Source organism: Bacteroidota bacterium, assembly GCA_016718825.1.
Lineage (GTDB): Bacteria > Bacteroidota > Bacteroidia > J057 > JADKCL01 > JADKCL01.
The window spans coordinates 181,788-206,183 of the sequence record JADKCL010000010.1; the positions used below are offsets into that span (position 1 = coordinate 181,788).

Annotated in this window: 19 protein-coding genes; 8 read left to right on the forward strand and 11 right to left on the reverse strand. The window is 50.6% G+C overall.

Going from position 1 to position 24,396, the window contains the following annotated elements:
- The first annotated feature begins 212 nt into the window (after nt 1-212).
- From IPN95_13830 to IPN95_13845, 4 genes are all read left to right on the forward strand, one after another.
- The gene (locus tag IPN95_13830) at nt 213-470 is read left to right on the forward strand and encodes a type B 50S ribosomal protein L31 (GenBank protein MBK9450453.1); all 258 of its coding nucleotides are present in this window, start codon (nt 213-215) and stop codon (nt 468-470) included.
- A 120-nt stretch (nt 471-590) separates the two neighbouring features.
- Nucleotides 591-845: a hypothetical protein gene (locus IPN95_13835; protein MBK9450454.1), complete on the forward strand. Its 255-nt coding sequence runs from the start codon at nt 591-593 to the stop codon at nt 843-845.
- Nucleotides 739-1,836 (forward strand): glucose-1-phosphate thymidylyltransferase, encoded by a 1,098-nt coding sequence (locus tag IPN95_13840; GenBank protein MBK9450455.1) that lies wholly within the window; start codon nt 739-741, stop codon nt 1,834-1,836. The genes IPN95_13835 and IPN95_13840 overlap by 107 nt, the downstream gene beginning before the upstream one ends.
- 143 nt (nt 1,837-1,979) lie before the next feature.
- Complete coding sequence (locus tag IPN95_13845) at nt 1,980-2,741, forward strand: triose-phosphate isomerase (protein MBK9450456.1); 762 nt, start codon at nt 1,980-1,982, stop codon at nt 2,739-2,741.
- A 74-nt stretch (nt 2,742-2,815) separates the two neighbouring features.
- Here IPN95_13845 and IPN95_13850 read toward each other — a convergent pair whose 3' ends face one another.
- On the reverse strand, nt 2,816-3,592 hold the full coding sequence (locus IPN95_13850; protein MBK9450457.1) for a hypothetical protein: 777 nt from the start codon (nt 3,590-3,592) through the stop codon (nt 2,816-2,818).
- Between the two features lie 250 nt (nt 3,593-3,842).
- Here IPN95_13850 and IPN95_13855 point away from each other — a divergent pair, with 250 nt between their 5' ends.
- Nucleotides 3,843-5,663, forward strand: a complete 1,821-nt coding sequence (locus IPN95_13855; protein MBK9450458.1) for an ATP-binding cassette domain-containing protein — start codon at nt 3,843-3,845, stop codon at nt 5,661-5,663.
- Nucleotides 5,664-5,714: 51 nt separating this feature from the next.
- Nucleotides 5,715-6,359, forward strand: coding sequence for a hypothetical protein (locus IPN95_13860; protein MBK9450459.1), 645 nt, complete (start codon nt 5,715-5,717; stop codon nt 6,357-6,359).
- 16 nt (nt 6,360-6,375) lie between these two features.
- Here IPN95_13860 and IPN95_13865 read toward each other — a convergent pair whose 3' ends face one another.
- Genes IPN95_13865 through IPN95_13885 form a run of 5 tightly spaced genes read right to left on the reverse strand, consistent with a single transcriptional unit; the run spans nt 6,376 to nt 14,654 of the window.
- Nucleotides 6,376-7,611, reverse strand: coding sequence for a hypothetical protein (locus IPN95_13865; GenBank protein ID MBK9450460.1), 1,236 nt, complete (start codon nt 7,609-7,611; stop codon nt 6,376-6,378).
- Entirely contained in the window at nt 7,608-8,765 is a 1,158-nt protein-coding gene (locus IPN95_13870; GenBank protein MBK9450461.1) for a hypothetical protein, read from the reverse strand. The genes IPN95_13865 and IPN95_13870 overlap by 4 nt, the downstream gene beginning before the upstream one ends.
- Before the next feature lie 35 nt (nt 8,766-8,800).
- Complete coding sequence (locus IPN95_13875; protein ID MBK9450462.1) at nt 8,801-11,914, reverse strand: hypothetical protein; 3,114 nt, start codon at nt 11,912-11,914, stop codon at nt 8,801-8,803.
- A 3-nt stretch (nt 11,915-11,917) separates the two neighbouring features.
- Complete coding sequence (locus tag IPN95_13880) at nt 11,918-13,489, reverse strand: TIR domain-containing protein (GenBank protein ID MBK9450463.1); 1,572 nt, start codon at nt 13,487-13,489, stop codon at nt 11,918-11,920.
- 43 nt (nt 13,490-13,532) lie between these two features.
- The gene (locus IPN95_13885) at nt 13,533-14,654 is read right to left on the reverse strand and encodes a toll/interleukin-1 receptor domain-containing protein (GenBank protein ID MBK9450464.1); all 1,122 of its coding nucleotides are present in this window, start codon (nt 14,652-14,654) and stop codon (nt 13,533-13,535) included.
- Nucleotides 14,655-14,800: 146 nt separating this feature from the next.
- Here IPN95_13885 and IPN95_13890 point away from each other — a divergent pair, with 146 nt between their 5' ends.
- On the forward strand, nt 14,801-15,517 hold the full coding sequence (locus tag IPN95_13890) for an RluA family pseudouridine synthase (protein MBK9450465.1): 717 nt from the start codon (nt 14,801-14,803) through the stop codon (nt 15,515-15,517).
- A 339-nt stretch (nt 15,518-15,856) separates the two neighbouring features.
- Here the strand turns inward: IPN95_13890 and IPN95_13895 are convergent, their stop codons facing one another.
- Nucleotides 15,857-16,648 carry a LytTR family transcriptional regulator DNA-binding domain-containing protein gene (locus IPN95_13895; GenBank protein ID MBK9450466.1) on the reverse strand — a complete coding sequence of 264 codons (792 nt, stop codon included), beginning with the start codon at nt 16,646-16,648 and terminating at the stop codon, nt 15,857-15,859.
- A 320-nt stretch (nt 16,649-16,968) separates the two neighbouring features.
- Here IPN95_13895 and IPN95_13900 point away from each other — a divergent pair, with 320 nt between their 5' ends.
- Nucleotides 16,969-17,610, forward strand: coding sequence for a DUF502 domain-containing protein (locus IPN95_13900; GenBank protein ID MBK9450467.1), 642 nt, complete (start codon nt 16,969-16,971; stop codon nt 17,608-17,610).
- Nucleotides 17,611-18,411: 801 nt separating this feature from the next.
- On the opposite strand, the gene IPN95_13905 is transcribed toward IPN95_13900, so the two are convergent.
- From IPN95_13905 to IPN95_13920, 4 genes are all read right to left on the reverse strand, one after another.
- A complete protein-coding gene (locus tag IPN95_13905) occupies nt 18,412-21,450 on the reverse strand; it encodes a hypothetical protein (protein MBK9450468.1) in 3,039 nt (1,012 codons plus the stop codon).
- A gap of 15 nt (nt 21,451-21,465) precedes the next feature.
- Entirely contained in the window at nt 21,466-22,029 is a 564-nt protein-coding gene (locus tag IPN95_13910) for a hypothetical protein (GenBank protein ID MBK9450469.1), read from the reverse strand.
- Between the two features lie 504 nt (nt 22,030-22,533).
- Nucleotides 22,534-23,007 carry a hypothetical protein gene (locus IPN95_13915; GenBank protein ID MBK9450470.1) on the reverse strand — a complete coding sequence of 158 codons (474 nt, stop codon included), beginning with the start codon at nt 23,005-23,007 and terminating at the stop codon, nt 22,534-22,536.
- Nucleotides 23,004-24,365 (reverse strand): choice-of-anchor B family protein, encoded by a 1,362-nt coding sequence (locus IPN95_13920; protein MBK9450471.1) that lies wholly within the window; start codon nt 24,363-24,365, stop codon nt 23,004-23,006. The genes IPN95_13915 and IPN95_13920 overlap by 4 nt, the downstream gene beginning before the upstream one ends.
- Between the last annotated feature and the right edge of the window lie 31 nt (nt 24,366-24,396).

A 24,396-nucleotide genomic window follows, 5' to 3' on the forward strand; every position in this document is an offset into this window, starting at 1 on the left:
GCAGTCAATGTGGTGTCTCGGAAAATTGGAATTCGTTGAATGCTGCATCCGGGTTTGATGTAAAATGGTACTAAAGTAGTGTTGGCGGCGCATACACCAACCTTTGACAATGCTGCCAACGCGAAAGTTTTAAAATTTTTCCATTCTCCATTTTCAATTGTCAATACTCCTTTCTATCTTTGCCCTCTCGTTTGTAAAAAGCTCAAAAGGATATGAAAAGCGACATCCATCCAAACTACAGATTTGTAGTTTTCAAAGATATCTCGACCGATTACGCGTTCTTGACACGTTCGGCAATCAACACCCCTGACACCATCAAATGGGAAGATGGCAATGAATATCCACTTGTGAAGTTGGAGATTTCCAGCGATTCTCACCCGTTTTTCACGGGTAAGCAAAAGCTCATCGACACCGCCGGTCGTGTTGACAGGTTCTACAGCCGCTACGGTGGCAAAAAACCACAAGAATAAGGTTCGACCCCGTCGACAAATGAAAAAGAGTAGGCTTCGGTCTGCTCTTTTTTATTTGCTCCCGGAATGCCATTTCAATTGCATCATTCCTAAATTGCCAGCTCTAAACTGGGAATTGTCATGCAATACCTTCTATTCGAAGATCAGAGCTTTTTCGACCTATGGCCGCTGACTTTTACGCGGCCGACCTGCGATTTGCGGGTTGGAATCGACAAGCTGCAGGAAAAGTGGACGCGGTTTTGCAAACAACCGGTTGGCTGCATCGCCTATGCCTACCTTGGAAACCAGTTTTCCCGATTTGATCCCTACGCTCGAAAGTATTTGCTTCAATGGCAAATTCATCCCGGATGCGAACTGGATCAGGGATTTGGCTGAAGCCTGCGCTCCAGGTACCTACTTGGCGAATGAGAAAAAGGAAATCCTTGTTTTTCGCTGCAAACCGGCCCAAATCGGGAACTTTGATGGGATTGTCAATGAAGCGATTCTGACGAATGCCGGCCTGAAATCCATCACGGCAACCGTGAATGAAAGGCCTGCCATTCGTTTTCCTTGGGACATTTTCCGGCTCAATGGTCAATGTATCCGCGAAGACTTTGAAGCGGTCATCGCCAATCAGTCGTCCTATCAGCCCGAAGACAAACATTCGATTGTCTATGGCCGCGACAACCTGTTTTTGGCCGCTGGCGTGAAGATGCGTGCAGCCGTGATCAATGCCGAAGATGGCCCGGTTTATATCGGCGAAGGTGTTGATATTCAGGAAGGTTCACTGATTCATGGCACCCATGCCTTTTGTGATCATGCAACGCTGAACATGGGTGTGAAGTTGCGCGGCGATACCACTGTCGGTCCTTGGAGCAAGGTTGGCGGCGAAATCGCCAATTCGGTGATTCAAGGTTACAGCAACAAAGGTCACGACGGCTACATGGGCAATTCGGTGCTGGGCTATTGGTGCAACCTGGGAGCGGATACGAATACGAGCAACTTGAAAAACAATTATACCGAGGTGCGCGTCTGGAACTATCCGCAAGAGCGATTTGCACGAACGGGTACGATATTTTGTGGGCTGATCATGGGCGATCACAGCAAATGCGGCATCAACACGATGTTCAACACTGGCACGGTGGTCGGGGTATCCGCCAACATTTTCGGAGATGGGTATCCTCGAAATTTCATTCCTTCCTTCAGTTGGGGCGGCGCGGCCGGGTTGACAACATTCACACTTCCAAAGGCGTTTGAAGTCGCCGAGGCCGTCATGGGACGCAGGAAACTGCAATTGGAGGAAGGCGAAAAGGCCATTTTGACCGAAGTCTTCCGCCGAACGGAGAAATACCGCAACTGGGAGAGGGAAGTGAAAAGTGAAAAGTGAAAAGTGAAAAGTGAAAAATGGAGAATGGAAAATAGAGAGGAAAATTGGAGGCTAGTACGTTGTTCAGTCTTTTCGGCCCTTTGCGGGTTTTCAACGTTCCAAGAACTGCTAACTGCTACTTTCTAATTGCTAATTAAAAAAATATGCGTAAAAAAATTGCAGCTGGGAATTGGAAGATGAATTTGGGCCCTGTCGGGGCACAAGCATTTGTATCTGAATTGATTGCGAATTATTTAATCCACTGTCCTGCGCAACCGCAAATGATATTGGCGGTTCCATTTGTGGATCTTGTGGGTGTTGCATCGCTGATCAAAACAGTTCCTTCGATTGGTTTGGCAGCACAAAACCTGCATCAGGAAGACAGTGGCGCTTATACCGGCGAAATTTCAGGAGCAATGCTTAAAGAAGCGGGTTGCAAATACGTGTTGGTTGGCCACAGCGAGCGCCGTGAATATTTCCATGAAACCAATGCGCTTTTGCTCAAGAAAGTGAAGCAGGCGCTCAAGAACGGCCTCTCCCCGATCTATTGCTTTGGCGAAACCCTTGCCGAGCGTGAATCAGGCCGCACTTTTGCCGTGATCGCGCAACAGCTGATCGAAGGCATCTACGCCCTTGACGTCACCGAATTCTCGCATTGTATTTTAGCCTACGAGCCTGTTTGGGCGATCGGAACCGGCAAAGTCGCCACGCCTACCCAGGCGCAAGAGGTACACGCATTCGTGCGTAACAAACTGCGGGGCCATTTTGGCGATGCAGCCGCAAATGCGGTCACCATCCTCTACGGCGGCTCGGTCAAGCCCGACAATGCTGCCGAACTCTTCGCTTGTCCGGATATCGACGGCGGCCTTGTAGGTGGGGCGAGCCTGAAAGTCAGCGACTTCGTGGCAATTGCCAAAGCGCTTTAATGCAATTTCCTACGGAACTGCCTTCCTGCACGCATACGACCCAAAATACGGATCTCATGCCAATGCATTGTTGGTCAATTGCCTAATACTTCACCTTTATCATTTTTCAAGGTGATTTTCAAGTCTTTGCGGAATCCGTTGGCGATCTCCTGCAAGGGCATCAAACTTCCGTTGTAACTGTACACAAAAGGGAATTCAAAGCGTTCGCCTTTGATGGATTTTTCCGTGGTTGTGCCGACCGTGTGAAGGTAAAATTCGTCGTAATTCCCAACAGGGAGCTGCGATTTTAAAGCCCCTGCTTTTTCCAATTCGGTCATGAACTTCAGTGCAACGGCTTTTTTGGATGGTTCGACGTATTCACATTTTCCCCAAACGGTACCCGCAGGAATATGATTGAGGCGACCATTAAAGATGCGCAAAAGGGTCGGATCGACTGTTTTTGGAATGGAAAAATGGAAAAATGTAGAATCTACCTGCAAATCTGCCTTAAAGACCTGCCGATTGATGGTGATTTGCACCTTGTATTCCCCCAAGGTGAGTTGGGAAAGGTCGATGATCGACGTTGCAGGTCCAACACCTGTTTGACAGGGTTTCGTTCGACGAATGCCATTCACTTTAATCACCACACGGTCTCCCTGCAGCGCAGTCTCCTGATCGACGGCATAGTTGCTGCATTCGTAGACATCATTGGTTTGGATTCTGAGCATAAATTTGCGTGCCCCACCGGGCAAAATCGGTGCCGTCATTTGCAAGGTCATCCCTGCCTCGACGTCTTCGATTCCACCATCAGCTTGCGCCATCACCCCGCTCCCCAACAAAAGGAGGAGGATCACCATTGCGATACTTTTCATCATTTCCAATCACCTAATCCTACAAATATAGCCGTCCAAGGCTCAAATCAAAGCGTATTTTCAAATTTATCTTCCTAAGAATGCAGGACGTTAAATCCTGCAATAATTTCAGTGATCATTGGCAGAATCCCGTCTTCTGCGGCCGAATCCGGAAAATTCAGGTAAATTTGAACCCAACGCTCGATTTTGGGTTGCATATTCGCGGCGGCATTCTGACCTCAACTATGTCAGACCGCAGATACGATAGAAAATGGCTGGACCATCGTTTTTCAAGTCAAGAGACCGTTCCGAAAAGAAGGAACGTCCCAAACTGACCAAACAGGGCCTTCGAACTGCCCGCCAAATGTTGGGTTACATGCGGCCCTACCGCTGGATTTACGCCTTGGGAATGGTTTTCCTACTGTTGTCGACCTTGACATCGTTGGGATTCGTGTACATTCTGAGCCCATTGCTCAATACAGCAACAGGCAAAAAGGACTGGTACCTCACTGATTTGAACGAAATCACCCTCTTGCTCGGACTCGTCGTCGTCGGGCAAATGGTCTTTTCTTTCTTCCGAATTTTCACGTTTTCGCAGGTCACGCAGCGCACGATGGCCGACATCCGGTTTGACTTGTTCGGGAAAATGATGTCGTTGCCCATTTCGTTTTTTGAAAAACGACGCGTCGGCGAATTGACCAGCAGGCTCACTGCGGATGTGCAACAGATTCAGGAGGTTCTCTCGATCAGCATTGCCGAATTCATCCGGCAAATTTTGACCTTGGTGGGTGGAATCACCTTTATTTTGGTCAAAACCCCAAGTTTGGCCCTGTTCATGTTGATGATCTTTCCCCCTGTCATTCTAGTGGCGGTGATTTTTGGAAAATTCATTCGCAAAAACTCCAAACTGACCCAAGACGGACTCGCTGAAACGAATGTAGTTCTCGATGAGAGCCTGCACAACATCAGCATTGTCAAGGCATTTACCAACGAATGGACGGAAACGAGCCGCTACCGCACCAAGCTTCAAAACTTGGTCAAAACAGCCGTTCGGACGGATACCTACCGTGGATTTCTGATTTCATTCGTGATTTTTGGTCTGTTTGGCTCGTTTGTGTTGGTGCTTTGGCGCGGCGGAACGATGGTTTCCCGCGGCGAAATGGGCGTGGGGGACTTGCTTTCATTTATCATGTTCATGGCCTTCATCGGTGGATCGTTGGCGGGTTTGCCGGATGTGTACACCGCGATCGCCAAGGCGGTCGGCGCGACCGAGCGCATGCGCGAGATTTTGGATGAACAGCCGGAGGCAGCGCTCCCCAAAGGCGCTGTAGGCCTTGGCGCCGAAATCAAAGGCGAAATTGCCTACAAAGACGTGCGATTCACGTACGAAACCCGTCCCGAGACGGAGGTCTTACAAGGCATCAATTTGCACCTCGCAGCCGGCGAAAAAGTCGCCTTGGCGGGCAGCAGCGGCGCCGGCAAATCGACGATCGCGCAGCTTCTGATGCGCTTTTATGACATCTCAAGCGGCGAAATTCTCATCGACGGCAAACCGATTCGTAACTATGACTTGCACCATTTGCGCCGCCACATCGGCATTGTGCCACAGGAAGTGATCCTCTTTGGCGGCTCGATTCGTGAAAATATCGGCTACGGCAAGGAAAACGCCACCTTGGAGGAGATCAAAGCCGCTGCCAAACAGGCCAATGCACTGGAATTCATTGAGGAGTTTCCCGATGGATTCGAGACCTTGGTCGGCGACCGTGGCGTGAAGCTGTCTGGCGGGCAGCGTCAACGGATTGCGATTGCAAGGGCAATTCTGAAAAATCCCGCGATTTTGATCCTCGACGAAGCCACGAGCAGCTTGGATGCGAGTTCGGAGAATCTCGTGCAGCAGGCGCTCAATGTATTAATGGAAGGCCGCACGACCCTGATCATCGCGCACAGGCTGGGGACGATTCGCAATGTGGACCGCATTTATGTACTCGACCACGGTCAAATCGTCGAATCCGGCAAACACGAGGAATTGCTGGCCAATCCGGATGGATTTTACAGCAAGTTGGTTGCCTTGCAGTTGCGGACGGAGGATTGAGGTTTGCTCCGGGTTCGGGCAACTTGCGTAGAGGCGATGCGTATGCTTTCCATGAATTATAAGCGGCGTTGGTTTGGCTTATTGCTCGGAATTGCGGGATGGCTCATCGTCCAAGTCAACGCTGAAGTCGCTGCACAGCCTACGATTACCGTTCACTTTCTCTACGGATCCAAACCTGCAAAAGGATTTGAAGCCACGGAAAAACGCTGGTTTGGAGGAAAACGCGGCGGCCATGTCGGCATCGAGTTGGCGCCGGACCAAGTTCTCAATTTTGGTCCATCGGGGAAATTTCATTGGTTTTCGCACCGCCGCAAGCGACATAGTCGATTTACGGAACGAACCGTCGCTGAAACGTTCGGAACACTTTCAAGAAGCGAGGGCAGTTTGCAAACCGTTTCGATTCAAATTCCAGTTGATTCAGCTCAGCTCGGCAAATTGATGGACATTCGAAGCGGGTATCTTTCAAATCCTCCCTACGACTATGCCTTTCTCGGAATGCGTTGCGCATCTGCATCCGACGAAATCCTTGCAAGCATCGGATTGACCAAACAAAGATCCTTTTGGGGAACTGTTTTGCATACCTTCCGTCCGCGGGCATTGCGCATGAGGTTGCTCCACAAAGCCGAAGTGTATGGCTGGAAGGTCAGCCGGCAAACAGGCTCAGACCATCGCATCTGGGAAAAAGACAGGCGATAACCATTCGAATCCGATTTTAATCCCCATCCACCGGCACCATTTCGCCGGCTCCATTGGTGACAACAAGTGCAATATCGTATTGCTCGTTGAAACTGAAGCTTTTCGTATAGCCAACGATGGCGAAGCCGCCGGCCGCTGTGGGAACAATTGCCTTGGCAATGTCATCGTTGGAGCCGCCAAACGTATTTGCCCATTGCGCCACGTAAACACCCTCGGGCGACACCTTTGTGATGTAAAAATCGTTGGCTCCGTTTCCAAAACTCATCGTGTAGCCTGCGATCACAAGGGATCCATCCGGTAATTCGACCAAACGGCTGGAAATGGTGCGGTCATAGTCGTCTCCGCCGATACGGCTCAGTGTATTGGAAAGCGGAATCCCGCTGTCAGTGACTTCCAAAATGAAAATGTCAAAATCATTGCCTTCCGAGGCATAACCTACGAGGCAAATGTTGCCATTGGCAAGTGTCGCGACGCCATGTCCTTCGTCTTGCAAATTGCTGAGCCCATGATAGTTCCACAAAGAATCGCCGTTGGATGCGATGCGCCAAAGTCCGGCTTCATAGTCCAACGAATCGAAATAGACATTTCCAGCGATCGCCACGCCGCCATCGGAAGTTGCAGCTACGGCAAAGGCCTTCTCCTCATTGTCTCCGCCAAAAGCCCTGACCCAAATTTCATTTCCATTTTCATCAAACTTTACCGCGAGGATATTGGGATAAATCGCTGAAGCATTGTTGCCAAGGCTCGCAGTATAGCCCACTGCGACAAATTCACCGGTTGTGGTTTCCACCAAGGCTGTTCCAAAATCGTCGGCGGCCCCACCAAAATTGCGGGTCCATTGTACTGCGCCGCCGGCATCGGTGCGCATCACCAACATGTCGATATTCCCATTCAGCCCCGCCGCTTGCTGCCCGACCATCAGAAATCCGCCATCCTCCATCAGCAGCATGTCCTCCAAACGGTCACGTCCCGGGCTGCTGTAAGTCTGCTTCCAAAGCAATTCGCCATTGGCATTGGTGCGCAACAACAGGAGATCCTCCCCTGCCAAACCGTCGTCGACATTGGTCATAGCGCCGGCAATTGCAAATCCGCCATCGGCCATTTGCACTACGGCCGAACCAAAATCCAAGGATTCAGTCCCGTAGATATGCAAGGAAACGCCATTTTGCCCAGGCGCATCCGCCTTCTTGCAGCCGACGAGACAGCCGAGCAACAGCATTACGAGCATGGGTGGGACAGCGAATCGTTTCATCGGCGTGGAGATTTTGCGGATTTGTGAAGGTTTTTGACAGCGTTTCCACTTGGGATCATAATGCCTGCCACCAAATTCACCGAATGTAAATTAAAATTGTTGTCACCGATATGGTAATTCCACAAATATTGCTGATAATCAGTCGCATATTCAGTTCCCTCCTTCCGCATTTGGGTAAGGCCATACTGGAAAAATCCCCGCAAATACCACGAAACATTGGCAAAATTCATCTGATAACTCGCGCCCAATTGCAGTCCGGTAGCCCAACGCACCCGCCTTTCTGCAATACCTCCGATGTTGGCCACCTGCGTTTGCTCCCGAATGCTTGACGCCACTTTGACCCAACTTGTTGTTTCCAATTCGGTTTCAGAATGCAATCGCAGACTTCCAAAAACGCCGAAACGAAACGAAAGCCACGAGGTATGTTCTTTGTGATGGGGATCGAGGCGGATGCGGTATTGATATTGCAATGGAAACTGCAATAAGTTGTTGCGCTCCCTTTGGATGATTTTCCAATCCCCGGCAGTGTTTTCGTCTGGATTCTGGATCATTTCGTAGGTCATGGCATGCGTGGCATGTACTGCGCCCAACCCTAGAATCAAACTGTGGCGATAGCGGAAATAGTGAATCCATTCTGCACCAAATTGATAGCCCGCACGGTGTCGCACGCCCGAGGTAATTCCGTTTTCGGATGCACCATTCAGGTCATAATACAAAGGAGAGGGATCGCGGAGCTGTACAAAACAAAAAGACGGTCCAGCGTAAATACCCAAATGGTTTTTGGGATAGGCAACCAGTGAATCAAGGTAGCGCACCATGGCTGCAGGATCTTGGTCGGGGTCGGCATGAAAGTCGGGAAAACGCGTCAATAGCAATTCCATTGTACTTTCAGCGAGATCGTCACGGCCAATCGTCGTCGTGGTCTGAATGTAGAGCCTGAAGAATTTTTCCGTCGCACTGAGCAATTCGAGTTTGGGCGAAACATCGGGACTCGTTTTGTCAAACAGGGTTTGAATGCATCCTCCGAGACTTACAATCGAATCAAATTGACCCTTTTCATACAATTGGACCAATTGATAAACCTTTTCACTCGTTTCCGGACATTGGCCAAGCCCACGAATGGGAGTGCTTGCCACCATCAAGAGAAGGGACATTGCAACAAGGAATATGCGAGGTGTTTTGCGCATTTTTATTTTCTGTTGATGCCTTTGTCTTGTTGATACTGCTTGATCTCTTGGTCGTCAAATTCCAGCCGATCCACAATTTTCTCAAGATCATTTGCCATGCTTTCCGACTCTGTATACCAATAACGCATCGTTTTGTCGCGTGAAACGGAATAGAGGAATTTTGAATCCTTCCTGAACCCGATGCCGATCACCCAACTTGTATGGCCTTTGAGGACAATCGGTTGTTCATATAGTCGCTCCACTTCCCAAAGCCGAATGGTTTGATCATAGCTGCAAGTCGCAACAAACCGCCCGTCGGGCGAAAAGCAAATCCCGGAAACCTGTGCGGAATGCACGCGCAAAGTGTCCAATATTCCGCTTTTCAATGCATAGTAACCTACGCGTCCACTTTCCAATCCGAAAGCAAGGGTGCTCCCATCCTTGCTGAAAGCCAATGCCGTGGGATTGCCGGAAATGCTGATCGTTTTAAAAATTTTGCCGTCAGGAGCGTTGAACAGCGTGAGCGCATTGGGCGAAGCGATGGCAACGTGGTTGCCTTTGACATCAATGGCCATCGTCGTGACGCCACCCTTGAATACCGTGGGGAATTTACGCGGCTTGGATTGCGATTCGTCTTTGTCCCAGATCAAAAGCCCTCCGTACGCGTCAGTACTCCAGATTTCACCAGTTTGCGGAACCTCGATCGCAGCCGTAACGGTGGTTGAATGACCTTTCAATTCTCGGGCAAGATACCCTCCCAATCCCTTGAAAACCAATAAGTCATGCGACAAGTTGGAGGCAAAAACGGTTTTGCGATCGACCCCGTGGCTCATCAACCGGCCATCCAGCAATGTGGAAGTCGCTTTGACTTCAAAATGCGCACCTCCGCCCTCAACGAAAAACTGATACATTTTTCCAGCGAGGTTGATGGCATTGGCCTTGTCGTGCTGCGAATCGTAGTCAAATGCTACGACTACAGTATTCAATTGCTTGCGAATCAGAGGCGTGTAACGCTCAAACGCGGCATGCAATGCGGCATAAATCTGCGGGTCGTTGGGGTTGCCCTCATTTTTGGTGAACTGCTTGTAGGCATTGGTAGCCAAGCGCGCAGCCGTTTCCCGCAGGGGTGCTTCAAAGGATCGCGCCGCCCACTGCAAGGCTTCAAGTTGTGCACTGCGGGTGTTTGCACTGTCCCGCAGGAGATTGGCTTTTTCAGTGGCCAGTTTTTGTTCTTTCAGGCTCCCGTTGAGCGAATCCCTTTTGCTTTCAAGCGCCTGATTGATTTTCGCGAGTTCCTTGCGATTTTGTTCAATTGCGAAGTTTCGATCCTTGAGAATCCGGCTGCTTTTCTGGGCATCCAACAACAAAAGATTTCGGATAGAATCCAGTGCCTCAATCGAATCCGCATTCATTCGTAGCGAATCATTGCGCTGGGTAATCGTCTTGATCGCGAGATTCAGCAGTTCCTGCTTCTCCTTCAGTGCCTCCCAACTCTGCTCGGCATAGCTCAAGTTTGTCTTGGCATCTTGGAGGTTTTTGTCGGCCTCCCAGGTCTTTTTCAAGGACCATATCGAAGATAAAATCGTGATCACCAACAAGAAACTCATCAGCAAGATTGCGCGGCGTTGCCGTCTGACCGTATGCTTTCGTTCTTCGGATTGACGTTCCAGCAAAATGACCGCCGCCTTGTCTTCCTCTTCTTTTTTCCAAGCGGCCAAGCTGTCGTCGAGGAATTTCATCGAGGCTGTGAAGTTGCCATCGTAGCGCGAGGCCCAAGCAGCGCCCGGGTTGGCCGATTCCCGCCACTTGAGGGCGATGCCCAATTCGGGTTGGCGCCAGAGATTGACTTTGCCCGCTTGATAATCCGAGGCGGCTTTGGAAAGGCGCTGATATTCCTCTGCGGAGCGGAATTCTTCGCGCACCCAGTCGCCCAAGCGCGCCCACAAGCGCATGAAGCTCTCATGCGAGATGTCCAAAATCGAATCCGCGGCCAAAGGCACGTCCACAGGAGGCATCAGAAAACTGCAACCCGGCGCGCGAAACGCCTCGACCACTTGAATGACTTTTTCCTGCGTCACACCGGCGGTCGCAAAAACTTCTGATAGCCGTGTCGGACGCCGTATTCCCTTTCCTACGGTTTCAGTTTCGGTGAGCCGCTTGAAAACAGCCTCCACGACCAAACCTAGGCCTTGGGCCTCCAAATTGGCGTAAATTTCCTCTGCATGCTGATTGAGTGCATTTTGCAAGCCGCCAATCGCTTCATAATCGGCGACACAGACTTCCTCGCCCGGCTTGTGATGGTTCCAGGTGCGCATGAGCGCATGCTGCAAAATCGGCAATTGATCGGGGTTGTCGCCGATGTCATTCAGCAAACGGATCACCAAATCAGGTGCGATTTCCTCCTGAAAAACTGCGGCAGGTCCGGCGATGGCTTCGCGCATCTGCGCACGTGTCAGGCGCGGAACCAAATATTGGCCGGCGTTGATGGCTTCCGGCAAATCCCTGAAGCGCGGACATTCGCCCAAAAAGTCGCTCCGCATCGTGATGACCACGTACACGGGCAAATTGGGATCGCTGCTCGCTTCCAATAACAAGCGAATGAAAGCCTTGGCTTCATTGAGCCGCTCCACATCCTGACTGCCTTCGTTGAACCGGAAAATCTCCTCAAACTGATCAACGACCACAAGGAGGTTTTCATTTGGCAACAAAATAGGTCCCAGTGCCGCCTCTTTCAGGCCGAAACTGCTGGATATCAGCATGGTTTCCAGCATCATCCTTGCGGGAATCATCTGGTACCCAGGATCCTCCGGATTGGAGACGAGCTCGGCCAAGGCGTTGGCCAAGTAGGCAATCGGACGCTCTCCAGGCCTGATCACGGCCATTTTCCAATGCGAACGGGCACCTGCCATCAATCCGTTTTCCAATGCCGGCAACAAACCTGCGCGTACCAACGAACTTTTCCCGCTGCCTGAGGAACCCAAAACGGCCAGAAAATGGTTTTGGCGCAGGCGTTCGATCAGAGAATCCGTTTGGCCTTCACGGCCAAAAAAGATCAGGTTTTCACGGCGCAAAAACGGCCGCAACCCTGGAAAGGGATGGTCAACGGTTTTTCTTCTGCGGCTGCGTGGTTCTGCCATGGCTTATTGGATCGTTTGAATGAATTGATCCAAGGCTGCGGTGGCAATACTGTCAAAACCTTCGACAGTTGCGACATCAGGTTCCAGTAAACCATCTTGAAAATCAAGTGACCAATCTTCCTTGGCACTTGTTTTTGTGCCGCCGAGGTAGATGAGATGTTTACTGGCAAATTTTTGCGTGCGTCCAAAACCGGGAGCTTTTCGAATTTCTCCGAGGCAAGATTCGACCCAAGCCTGACTGCTGCCGCCCCAAAAGATCAGGACCGCATCACATTCCTGCAACCGTTGCCGCTGAATTTCACGCAAGGAAGCGGCGTCGCCATCAAACACCGGCAAAAGAATCTTCAGCGGCTGCCCGCCGACAATTTTGTCACGGAGCGCTTTGCGCAATTCACGCACGGCATCCTTGTCTGATTCGTCGTGCCAGATATAGAGCTTCTTTTCATCCGGCGATGCCGATGGATCCTCCGCCTGCGGTTTGGGTTTTGGCTTGATCATTTCCAAGACAATCCCTTTCATATTTTCCACCGTATCCTCAAGAAAATCAGCACCTTCCAAGGCAGTGCGATCTGTGCGCAGGCAATCGACAAAGGTGAATTGCTGCCCTGTGAGTTCGCCGATGTTTTTGGGGAGCCAAATCAGGCGTTTGAGGCCGCGCTTGCGGCTTTCTTCGGCTGCCCATTGGTTTTGAAGCTCTGTGACGGAACGGGTTTCGCCCTCCAAAACAGTCCCGTAGCGCGCACCGATGAGGTGAATGGCAAGGTCTGCCTTTTCCAAATCGGCCTTTACTGCCTGCTTGAAGGCTTCGACATCCTCCAAAGCAGTTTGCTCTTCGGGAAGAATCTTGCAGTTGCGTCGGGTCAACTCGGCGACAAGGTCTTCTCTGACTTCACGTTGATCGCGCGTGGTGAAGGGTAAAAAAACCGTGAGACCCGGCGCAATGGGCTCAGCAGGTTTTGCATTTGTCGAATTGCCCGTTCCTTCCTCCCCATTTCCTTCCGTGGCCGCATTTTCATCGTCATCGTCCTTGCCAAAACCCTCCAATTCGATTTGTTTGAGGAGACGTGCCATGGCGACGGCCACATCATACACCTTGCGGATAAAACGTTGCTTTTCGGTCTCACCAAAGCTTGGATCAATGGGTGCGATCACACGTGTTTCAGCGTCCAATTCGAAGAAATCGAAACCCGTGACGACCGTCAACGTGGGCGGCAATGCCTTCCGGTCGACCGGCAACTTATTGATTTTAAATATTCTGTAGTCATTGTTGATTTCCAAGCCGCCTTGTCCATCGGCAGCCGTCACGAATGTTTGCAATTCCTTTGCACACCATTCGGAGGAAAGATAGGGCTCGGAAAGCACCGCCAACAAAATCGCCGAATTGGAAACGACTTGGTGCAATTCGTCAGAAAAGACCTTGTTTCCAGCCATTTGGTTCTTGTCACGCCAAACTTTGGGCTGTCGCGGCATGACCTGTTTGAGCCAAAACTCGAGTCCTTCCTGAAATCCCGACACCCAACCTTCCGACTTTGACATCGGAGGCGGCTGATTGTCGCGCCAGGTATAACTGATCATGATATCGTGCTCAAAAGCCATATTCTCCAACCTTCCCTGTTGCCTACTGAATGGATTGAACAAATTGAATGAGCTTCGAATGCGGCACCTCATGAATGCCTTCAACGACGGTAATGCCATCCGATATCAAACCATCCTCAAAATCAAGCAGATAATCTGCCTTGGTGTTGGTTCCTTTGCCCGCGACATAGACCAAATGATCGGCCTTGAAGGGAGCGTTCCTTTCATTGCTGATCACCGATCTTAGCTCATCGAGGGTAGATTGCAGCCAAGTTTCGCCTCCATTGCCCCAAAAGACGATTACCGCATCGCATTGCAGCAGGCGCTGTTTGTTGATTTCGGCAACGGTTGCTGCGTCTCCTTCAAAAACCGGCAATGTCAATGTCACCGATTGAGCAGCCAACGGCATCGTTTTGAAGCCCTTGCGCAGCTCTCTGACGGCATCTTTGTCTTCCTCGGTATGGAGAATGAAGATTTTGCGTTCGAGATTGGATTCCGTCGTGGAAACGGCTGGGGGCGCCTCGGTGACGGGCAAAGTGACGGGTTGATGAACGCGCTCGCCAGCATTTGTCCCATTTTCAGGAAGGCTAGAACCTGGCTTTAAGCCTTTGGATTCCAGATCCTTGAGCAATTGTGCCAATGCGACCGCAACATCATAGACCTTGCGGATGAACATTTCCTTTTTGGCATCACCAAAACTCGGATCAATCGGCGCAGTGACGCGGGAATCAGGATCCTGCTCAAAAAAGTCAAAGCCGGTCACGACCGACAACCTTTGCGGAATCGAATTGCGATTGACCGGAAACTTGTTGATTTTGAAGATGCGGTAGTTGTTGTCAACTTGGAGTCCGCCTTGGGTTTCGGCCGCTTTGACAAAATTGTCCAGTTCACGGGCACACCATTCGGAGGAAAGGTAGGGCTCCGAAATCACGGTGAGCAGGATGGCACAGTCTGCGACCACCTGATCCAGTTCTTCGGCAAAGATCTTGTTGCCAGGCATTTGGTTTTTGTCGCGCCACACTTTGACCGGCCTTGCAAGCAATTGTTTCAGCCAATATTCCAAGGCACTTTGAAATGCGGAGACCCAGCCTTCCTGTTTGGTCATAGGGGGTGGTTGATTGTCACGCCAAGCATAGCTGATCATGACATCATTTTCAAACCTCATCGTGTCTTTCCAATCGTTTAGGTGCGAATCTTTTCAATACCCACGACCGATATTTGAAACGGCCGAAGGCAGGCTCATTCCACCACCTTTTGAGAGTTTTGAATTGAGCGCGGCCTCAAATTAGCAAATTTTCTCAAATTTGCACGATGGAAACAGAATCTCGTAGCACACCTACGGTAGTCTATGAAGACAATCACTTGATTGCCATCGTCAAGCCATTTGGAATGCCTTCTCAGTCCGACGACAGTGGCGATCTTGCGGCAAATGAATGGGTGATGGCTTACATCCGTGAAAAGTATCAGAAGCCCGGAAATGTCTATGTCGGATTGCTGCACCGCCTCGACCGGCCTGCCGGAGGTTTGATGTTGATGGCAAAAACGTCGAAAGCTGCTGAACGCCTTTCTGAAATGTTTCAAAAGCGCCAAATAGAGAAACGTTATCTCGTCGGGACCATCGCCGTGCCCAAAGCGCGCGAAGGGCGTTTGGAGGGTTTTGTCGGCCCGGTGCCTGGGCAGGCCCATATCATGCGTGCCTATGACGAGGCGGGGCCTGAGCGCAAACCGGCTGCATTAAAATACGTGGTACTTGCTGAACATCAAGGTCGTGCCTTGCTTGAAGTGGAGTTGGAAACCGGCCGTAAGCATCAGATTCGGGTGCAATTGGCTAAAATCGGTTGTGGCGTAATGGGTGATGGGCGCTACAATCGCACGGCCTTTCTCGCAGATCAATCGATCGCCCTCTTTTCCTGGAAAATCAGCTTTGATCATCCTGTACGCAAGGGCGAACGCATCCAATTGGTTGCACCGTTGCCGTCGGGGGATTTGCCGTTTGGCGAATTGACGAAAGGCTTGAAAGGGAATTGAATCAACTGAATCCGCGCTCCTTTTCGTTGAAAATTGATTCGGCAACGTCAATGCAAACCAGAAGCGAAGTTGAAACGGGATACCTATAAACAGGAGAGCACCCCGGGCGGGGCGCTCTCCCAAAAACCAACTTAACCAACTAAAATCAGAACTCTTATTCCAAAAACGAACACCAACTATCTAAATCACAATTCTATTTCACCTTTGGGTGCAACACCCTCAATTCTCTCAAAATCCTTTAGAAATTTCAAACTTTCAAGTTTTAGGATCAAGATAAATTTGACGAAAGTCAGTTTTTATCGTTGCCAACACACCTTTTGAGCTGGCAAACTTCCCTTCTCAAAGCAAGGTCAGCACACCCAAAAGCTCGCTGCGGTACGATTTTCCAATGGGGAGCGGTGTGCCGTTGACAACGACATGACTCTCTTCTATGCTCTCAATGGCATTGGTTTTCACGATGAATGAGCGATGAATGCGCTGATAGCCTTTGCAGGTCAACGCCTCAGCAATACTCTTCAAAGTGGTATGCACCACAAATTTCTCCTTTATCGTTTGGAGCTGCACGTAGTTTTCCATTGCCTCCACCCACAGCAGGTCGGCAATCAAAATCCTAACATAGCGCCCGCTGCTTCTTACGTAGATGGATTGCGTCTGACTGTTGCAAATGGGTCCTTCCGCGATTTGGGCGGAGGTTGCCATGTGTTCCGGCGTGATCGCCGGCAGGTTGCCTTCAGGATTTGCTGGACAATTGATCGACATCACCGCTCCGACCACAGCACCTACTTCATCACGGATGCGGCCCACGGTGAAGGATACCAAATGCCCTCCACTCGGCAAAACAGCCTTGGAATAGCCTTCGTCGGAAGATATTTTTAGCCCAAGGCTTAAAACCTGCGCGATGGGCAAATCCACCATCTGATTGGTACGTGAATCAACCACGGAGATCAAGGCGGTCAGTGGTTGACCGATCACGGTGCTGGAATTGACCCCTAACAAGCGCGCAGCCTTCTCATTGATCATGATGATATGACCCACATCATCGGTCACGAGCATCGCATGGCCAAATCCGCCAATGACGGCCCCGATCCATTCCGGTGGCAAGGAAAATTTCGACTTGGATTCTGTGGTCATTTTATCTGGTTTGGTTTCCATCTCTTTCAATCTCTTTGGCAAATTTACGGGTGGCTGAGTCAAAAGGATTCGTGCTTTCGACTGAATTGGAGCCTCACACGATGAACGCAACGATTCCAACGTCCAAAATAGTATCCCCAACCGCTGGGTAGATTCGTTTCTTCCGTTCTCCGATATTCGAATCCAAATCCCGGATCAAATTTCTGCGCCAAATCATATTGAATGTTACATAAATCACATTTTTATTCGATCACGGACTTACGTTAACTTTGAGCTTCGACGCTTTGGTCGCCCATTTTTGAATGCCGATTCTCTGAACCGTGAAAAAAGTCATCAGTAAATTACTCAGCTATTTTTTGCAGGGAGTCATTACAGTTGTCCCATTGATGGCTGTGGTCCTCACTGGCAAATACCTGTACGACCTTCTCAGGCAATACAGTTTTTTCCCGAATGAATGGCTGACGCTGCTGTTTATCCTGTTGGTTGTGTTTGTGGTGGGCGTCATGGCACAAACGATCGTGCTCAAACCGCTCTTCATGATTTTTGAGGAAGTCCTATCGCGCACTCCAGGTTTGAAGTTTGTTTACAGCTCGATCAAGGATTTGATGGAAGCGTTCATGGGCGAAAAAAAGCGCTTCAACAAGCCTGTGTTGGTACAAATCAGCGGCGACGCAGAATTGCAAAGGTTTGGATTCGTCACGGATGAAGGTCTGGAAAAACTTGGAATGGGATTCGAAGGAAAGGTTGCCGTGTATATTCCGTTTTCCTACAGCGTTTCTGGTCAACTGTTTATTGTTCCCTCACGCCTGCTCACTCCCCTCCCCGACGTCGATGCTGCCGAATTGATGAAATATGTTTTGAGCGGCGGCGTGACCGATTTGGAGGATGTCTTGGACCAAAAACACCCTTGGTTCAAACAGCGCGAGAAAAAAGAAAATGAACCCGACGAATCGAAGGATTAACCTTTGGGTTCTCCTCCAACATCCGTCAACCGGCTGATTTTCTGAAAACTAATTGCGGATGACCGATGATTTTCCCTTCGTACAACGTGGAAAGGTCATCCAATGCCGTTGATTTTTTCCTCCTTGCCGGACGAATTGCGCTAAAAACCACGAGGGCCAATCTTGCGATCAGCCCTCGTGCAATCATTCTTAGATCATCGGCAAGCCGATTAGTTCATCAAAACAAGCTTCATCGTCGTCACCGTGCCGTTGGCGCTGGTGAGTTTGGCGAAGTAGATGCCGTTGGCAGCGCCATCAGCTTTGAAATCGGCTTCGTAGGTTTTGCCGCCATTGACAGCACCTTCGAAGATCGATCCCATGTTGCGGCCGTCCATTGCAAAAACAGTCAACGTTACGTTGTCATCCGCAGGAACGGTGAAACGCAAAGTTGTGCTGGACTGGAATGGGTTGGGGAATGCAGTCATTTCGATTGCATCGACTGCAGCAGCAGGTTCTGCACCGGCGGACTTATTGTTAGGTCCACAAGGTACGTTGCTTCCGCAGGCACCCAGGTGGTCACCATGTGACAAGTGATTCAGGACAGCATTTGGAGAGACGCACAAAGTCTGGGCATTTCCAGGAGGATTGTGGCAGATTTCGATTTTCTGCAAGTTGTTTCCGCAACGCACGTCGATCACGCAGACACGCACCACGCAGCTTGCAGTACAACCGTTTGCGTCGGTAACAGTCACGGTGTAATCCGTGCTGACACTTGGGCAAACGGTCTGCGAAGCAGTTGTTGCGCCATTGCTCCAGAGGATGCTATAAGGGCCACAACCGCCACCGATACCGGAAGCCGAAATCGTTGCGCAGGCATTCGAAGACCATCCATAATACACGGTGGTGTTGCCGGAGCAGCTCACAGTAACAGGGGCAGGCTGGGTCAATTCGCCCGGTTGCAAAGGCTTGGCAGCCATTGGCATCGGTCACGGTAACGCTGTACATGCCAGCCGACAAGCCGTTGATGGTGCCGCCGATTCCGCCGGTGCTCCAAGCATAAGAATAAGGTGCACAGCCACCGTTTACTACGGAGCTCAAGCTACCGTCAGATGCGCCGTTGCAGCTGATGCCGTATCCGCAAGCGTAGACGCTGCTGTTCAGGCTGGCGGTCAACAAGGCAGGCTCGGTCAACGTAATTGTTGCAGATGTGCTGCAACCGTTCTGATCGACAGCGGTGACGCTGTAGGTTCCCGCGGTCAAGCCGCTCAGGTCTTCGGTGGTTGCACCATTGCTCCAAGAGAATGCATAGTTGCCGGAACCGCCGGTGACGGTGAGGTTGATCGAACCGTCAGAAGCCCCGTTGCAGCTCACATTGGTGCCGCAAGCGAAGGTTGCTGCGCTGATGGTATTGGCCATCGGAGCAGGCTCGGTCAAGGTGATCGAGGCGCCGAAGGTACAGCCATTGGCGTCAGTGACGACCACAGAATAGTTGCCGGCAGTCAAACCGGTGATCATCTGCGATGAACCGCCGTTGCTCCAAGCGTAGCTGTAAGGTGCTGTTCCACCGCTGATGTTGGCAAAAATGGAACCGTCAGCAGCGCCGTTGCAGCTCACGTTCACACCACCGACATAGGTTTGAGCAGCAAGGCTGCCGCCCAATGCGGTTGGCTCATTGACAGTGACAGCAGCCGAATATGTGCAGCCGAATCCGTCGGTAACGACCACGGAGTAGTTGCCAGCCGTCAAGCCGGAGATGGTTGCGGTGTTGCCACCGTTGCTCCAGTTGTAGCTGTAGCTACCGGATCCGCCAGAAACAGAGACAGATGCACTACCATTGTTGCCGCTGAAGCAGGAAACATCGGTCGAGGATGCACTTCCCGAGAGGGGTGCGCTCATGCTCATGTTGATCGTACCGGTTCCTTGGGCACCGTTGTAGCCGGCTGCGCGCAGGTAGTAGGTTTGACCAGCCACGACCGTGGCAGAGATCGACGACTGCAATCCGCAGAAGTCATCGTTACAAGCAATTTCGCCAGCACCGCAGCTGCTCCAGAGAGACAAGTGGGTGTCAAAGCCGGAACCGCAAGTGTTGAATGTGACTTGACCACAAGAAGGGGCAGTCCATGAGAACCAGACGTCATTGAAGTCACCAAAAGTACATGAGCTGATGTCAGTACCGGAGGCAGAAACCGTGGTAAATGCCTGGCTGTTGCCAGTGAAAACGGTTGCATTCGCGCAATTATCGTTGGCAGGAGGAGGTGGTGGGCAGCCGATGGACCATGTTTGGCTCATCGTAGCGGTGTTGCCGATGAAGTTTTCCTTGTCTACCAAGATGTAGTAGGTCGTACCACCGGTAAGGGTGAAGGTGACCGAAGTACCGGAACCCGTGATATCATCGATGCATGTCCAACCGGTTGGGCCGCAACCTGCACCAGCTGATTTGTAGTAGTAGTCAAAGTAGTCGGATCCTGTTGAGCCCAAAACATTGATGGTGTAGGAACCGGTCGCTGGTGCAGTGAAGCTGTAAACCTGCTCTTGACCTGGGGTCGAGAAGCAGCCACCAGGGTTGAAGGCCGATACCGTGCCATTCAATGTGGTGGTGGTGGAAGAGCCGCAGCTGACTGCAGAGATATTGGTACATGGATCGGGAGCAGGGCAGCTCAAGGAGAATGTCACAGACGATGCGGTCTGGTCTTCATCATCCCACATAATGTAATAAGGTGTACCTGCGGTCAAAGAGAAGGTCACGCTAGAGCCGGTACCGATGAAATCATCGATGTAGGTCCAACCTGTCGAGTTGCAGCCGGAGCTTTGTGCCTTGAAGAAGAAGTCAATGTAGCTACCGGAGATGGCAGATACATCAATGGTGTACAAGCCGGAGTTGGCTGGCGTAAACTTGAAGACTTTTTCTTGGCCGGGAACCCCAAAAGGACCGCCGTAAGTGTCCCATGCACCTTGACCCGACGCATTGCTGCTGGATGTAGCAACACCGCAAGCACTGATCGTAGGCGTGCTGGCACAAGGATCATACGATGGAAGCGTAGGGCATGTGATGTTGAAGGTCACCGACGTAGCGGTGGTGTTTTCGTCATCGATCATGATGTAATAGGTGGTGCCGGCAGTCAAGTTGAAATTGACAGAAGGCCCCGCGCCTATAAAGTCATCGATATAGGTCCAGCCGGTAGCGTTGCAACCTACAGACTGCGCCTTGTAGAAGAAATCGACAAAGCCGCCACCCGACATCGAAACAACGTTGATCACGTGGTTACCGGAAACGGTAGGAGTAAACTTGTAGAGGACCTCTTGGCCAGGAACACCGAAAGGACCGCCGTAGCCGTCCCATGCGCCGTTGCCGTTGCCGTTATTTGCCACAACGGTCATACCGCAGGTAAATGTTGGCTGCGAAGCACAAGGGTCATAGGCGGGGGCAGCAACGCCGCAAGAGACGCTTCTCGTGCGGGACGTTGTGTTGGATCCGCATCCTGAATTGGTATGCGTATAGAAACGCACAGTCCCTGTTACGGTCGAAACCCAGGTCAAGCCCAGAATACCGCCGATGCCAGAAGTGAATGCCGAGGTTCCGGCGGAATTTCCAATCGTGATAAAATCGGTCGTAATGGAGCTTCTGAAAGTATAGGTATTACCCGCAATTACACTCACGTTGGAGTATTCACCGGCGTAACCAATTGTCGTAATAGACCCGAAACTGCCGTTACATGTCGGGGAGTACGTGCCAGAAGGCCACAATCCATTTGGCGCAGAAAGGCACTGCGCGAGTACTGTTGTACTCATCATGCAAGCCATCAGCAGCATGAATCCAGCGCGCAACAGCCATGACTGACGCATTGTATGTGTTTTTTCCATGATATTCTGTGCTGATTATTGATTGGAAGTTGATTTGACAGCCTGGTAGCGATCAGGATGAGCGAGCATGTCTGCTTTGCGGGCTGGACTCAAAGCGTCCTGCTGCTGCTTTGTCAGCGTTGCGCGATCCAACTCGGTCGGTTGATTGGACAAATTTTCAACCCGATTAGGATCGTTTGCCGGACGTACCGGATTGATATTTTCCACACGGTTGGGGTCATTGGCAGGACGCTGAGGATTTACCTGCGAAACCGTGTTCACTGGGCGAGCCTCCTTTTTGGCGGTCACTTCGCCAGTCATTTTCGCATACTCCGCTGGATGCGACTTGATCCATTCGGCTTTGGACTTGTCGTCCTTAAACGGCAGTTGGTTGGACGCACTGTTTTGCGCCCTCATCATGCCGAATGACATCAGGATCGCAAAGCACCCAATTGTCAATCTTGCTGTTGATTTCAATTTCATAAAGTCTTGATATTGAATAGTTGATGAACAAAATGCCCGATACCCATTTGGGTCGGGGCTAGCCAAAAGAACGCCATGCCGGTTCTCAGAACCCGCGGTATCTTTTTGAAATCCCAATTCGTTTTATGTCAGTCGATTGATCTCATCACGACTACGATATGGATCTCCTATATTCTCCTGCCTAAAAATTCACCGTTTTTGCCAAAATCACCTCCTCAATCAAAGCCTTTTGGTCAAAATCTTACATCAAACAACGAAATAAAATTTTAATGCACAAATAAATTTTCGTGAACTGTCACTGCAAAAAGATGAAAAAAGCTCGGCAGCTTCCCTTCCAAGCCTCGGAAAATATAGAAATACAGCCCTAAAAGCCAGATTTTCCGCAGTCATCCGTTCGTCGTCGCACAACGAAAAAAATGCACCTTACCCTAAATACTTACATCCTGTTGAATGTCATTACGTATTTTAATCTCCCGTCTATTCGAGGAGCATAAAGCAGGACTTACACGTTATGCGCGCAACAACGGAGAATCACGAAGCGATCGACGAGGCTGGAGCCTTTCGCAAAAAGGTGGGTGATGTGATTGAGATTTGTTGGATCGGGGCCTGCGCCGGGAATCCTCAAAACAGCTTTGACCTGCTTTGGGATTCGCCTTGATCTTGTCGCATGGTCGTATGCAACAGGATAACAATACACATTCCTAAGATTCCGAAAAAGGCAATGCCCATGCCAGTGGTTTGCGGGTTGTTTCCGTTGATATTGGTCATCGATGGTTGAATGAGCACCGTGACAGAGGCAAAAACGATCAATCCCAATGCGGTACCGATCGCGAAAAGGCGCTTCTTCAGGAAAACCGCCACGATGCCTAACAATGTTGCTATACCCAACACAATCCAAATCCAAGCCGCACGTTCAAATTCGGCGGATGGCGGAATGTCGGACCGTGCCCCTTCCACGAAAAAACGTGTAACGAGGTCGCCACGCATGGCGTCGATCTTGGTGACCCAACCAAAATTGATCTTGGCCATCAACATTGCTCCCAAGACCAATGAGGCTAGAAATACGGTGGCCACTACCTGAAATGCCTGTCTCATCGTGTCAAAATGATCTTTTCCGAGCGGAAATTCTCGCCGGCTTTCACTTTCAAAATGTAAATACCATTGGCGACATTGCTGCCCGGGTGCCAAGGCAGTGTATATTTCCCAGGGTTCAATTTGCCGGAAAAAACCGTTTCAACGCATTCGCCGGTAGAACTGAAAACCTGCACCAACACGTCCTCCCCTGAAGAGAGCTCCAAGGGAATATTGGTCACCGAAGTCATTGGATTGGGCCAGCATTGTCCTTGGGTCGGGGTGGATTCTTGTAAATTCACAGGGGCATTGGGATCCCAATTGAGGATGAACAACTTGCCTTCGAAGTTGCTCGCGTAGATATAACCATTTGCTGTCCAGGGAAATGCAGCCCACGTCCCATAGAAATTGGCAACTTCATTCTGCGGATAGGTATCGTAGGCGGCAATCTCGACAAGGTTGTCGGGATCGCTCCAATCGACGATCGTGACGCCGGAGGTATAATGGGAGAAAACGAGCAAATTGCCCATCACATATACATTGTGTGCGAGGTTGTTGTTGCCAAGGTACTGCCCACGCAGGAAAATATTGTTAAGGTCATGGGCATCCCAGACTTTGACGGTCTTGTTGGGCGTTTCTTCGGTGGTGAAAAAGAACTTGCCATCGTCGCTGGGGAAAATCCCGTGACAATAGCCAAAGCTTGGATCCGTAATGCGGCCGATGCGAATCGGATTGCCTTTGTCGGCACAGTTCCAAATGGAAAATGCTGGCGTATAACCCTCAGCAACCCAAACCGTATCGTTGCGCGCGGTCATGTCGTGGGTATTGGGTACCGAAATAAAGCCCTCTTTGAATGGATGATCCCGGTCGCTGATGTTAAAGATTTCAATCCCTTGCTGACCGAGGATTTCATCTGCTTCCATATAAAGGTAGTCCCTGCCTGGATCGACATCCAATTCGTGGCAGCGCAGCATGGTTCCCCCAATGTCGTCGGCCCCTACAAAATGCACACTGTCAGGCAGGAATTGCATGTCAATGGTTGCCAATCCATTTCGCTTGCCGACCATTTCGCCCACGACATAACAATGATGGCCCTTGGTTACAATGGCGCGGTGAAAATAACCATCGCCCATGCTTGCCAATTGAATGGTATCCAGCACCAAACCGTCACTCGCACGCACAAAAGCCACATGGTCTGAATTCCCGACCACTGCGTAGTCAACGCCCAATGAATCGGTATAACCCCAACAATCGGAGGTGCCGACATCTCCCAGGGAATTGGTGACAAAAGGAAAATTCACAACCTGATGCAATGTCAATGCCTGTGCATGAACCCCGGAAAAAAGCAGCAAGAAACCAATCAGCGAAACAAAAATTCTCATTCAATGGAGGATTTGGAAGCTGAAAGTTACG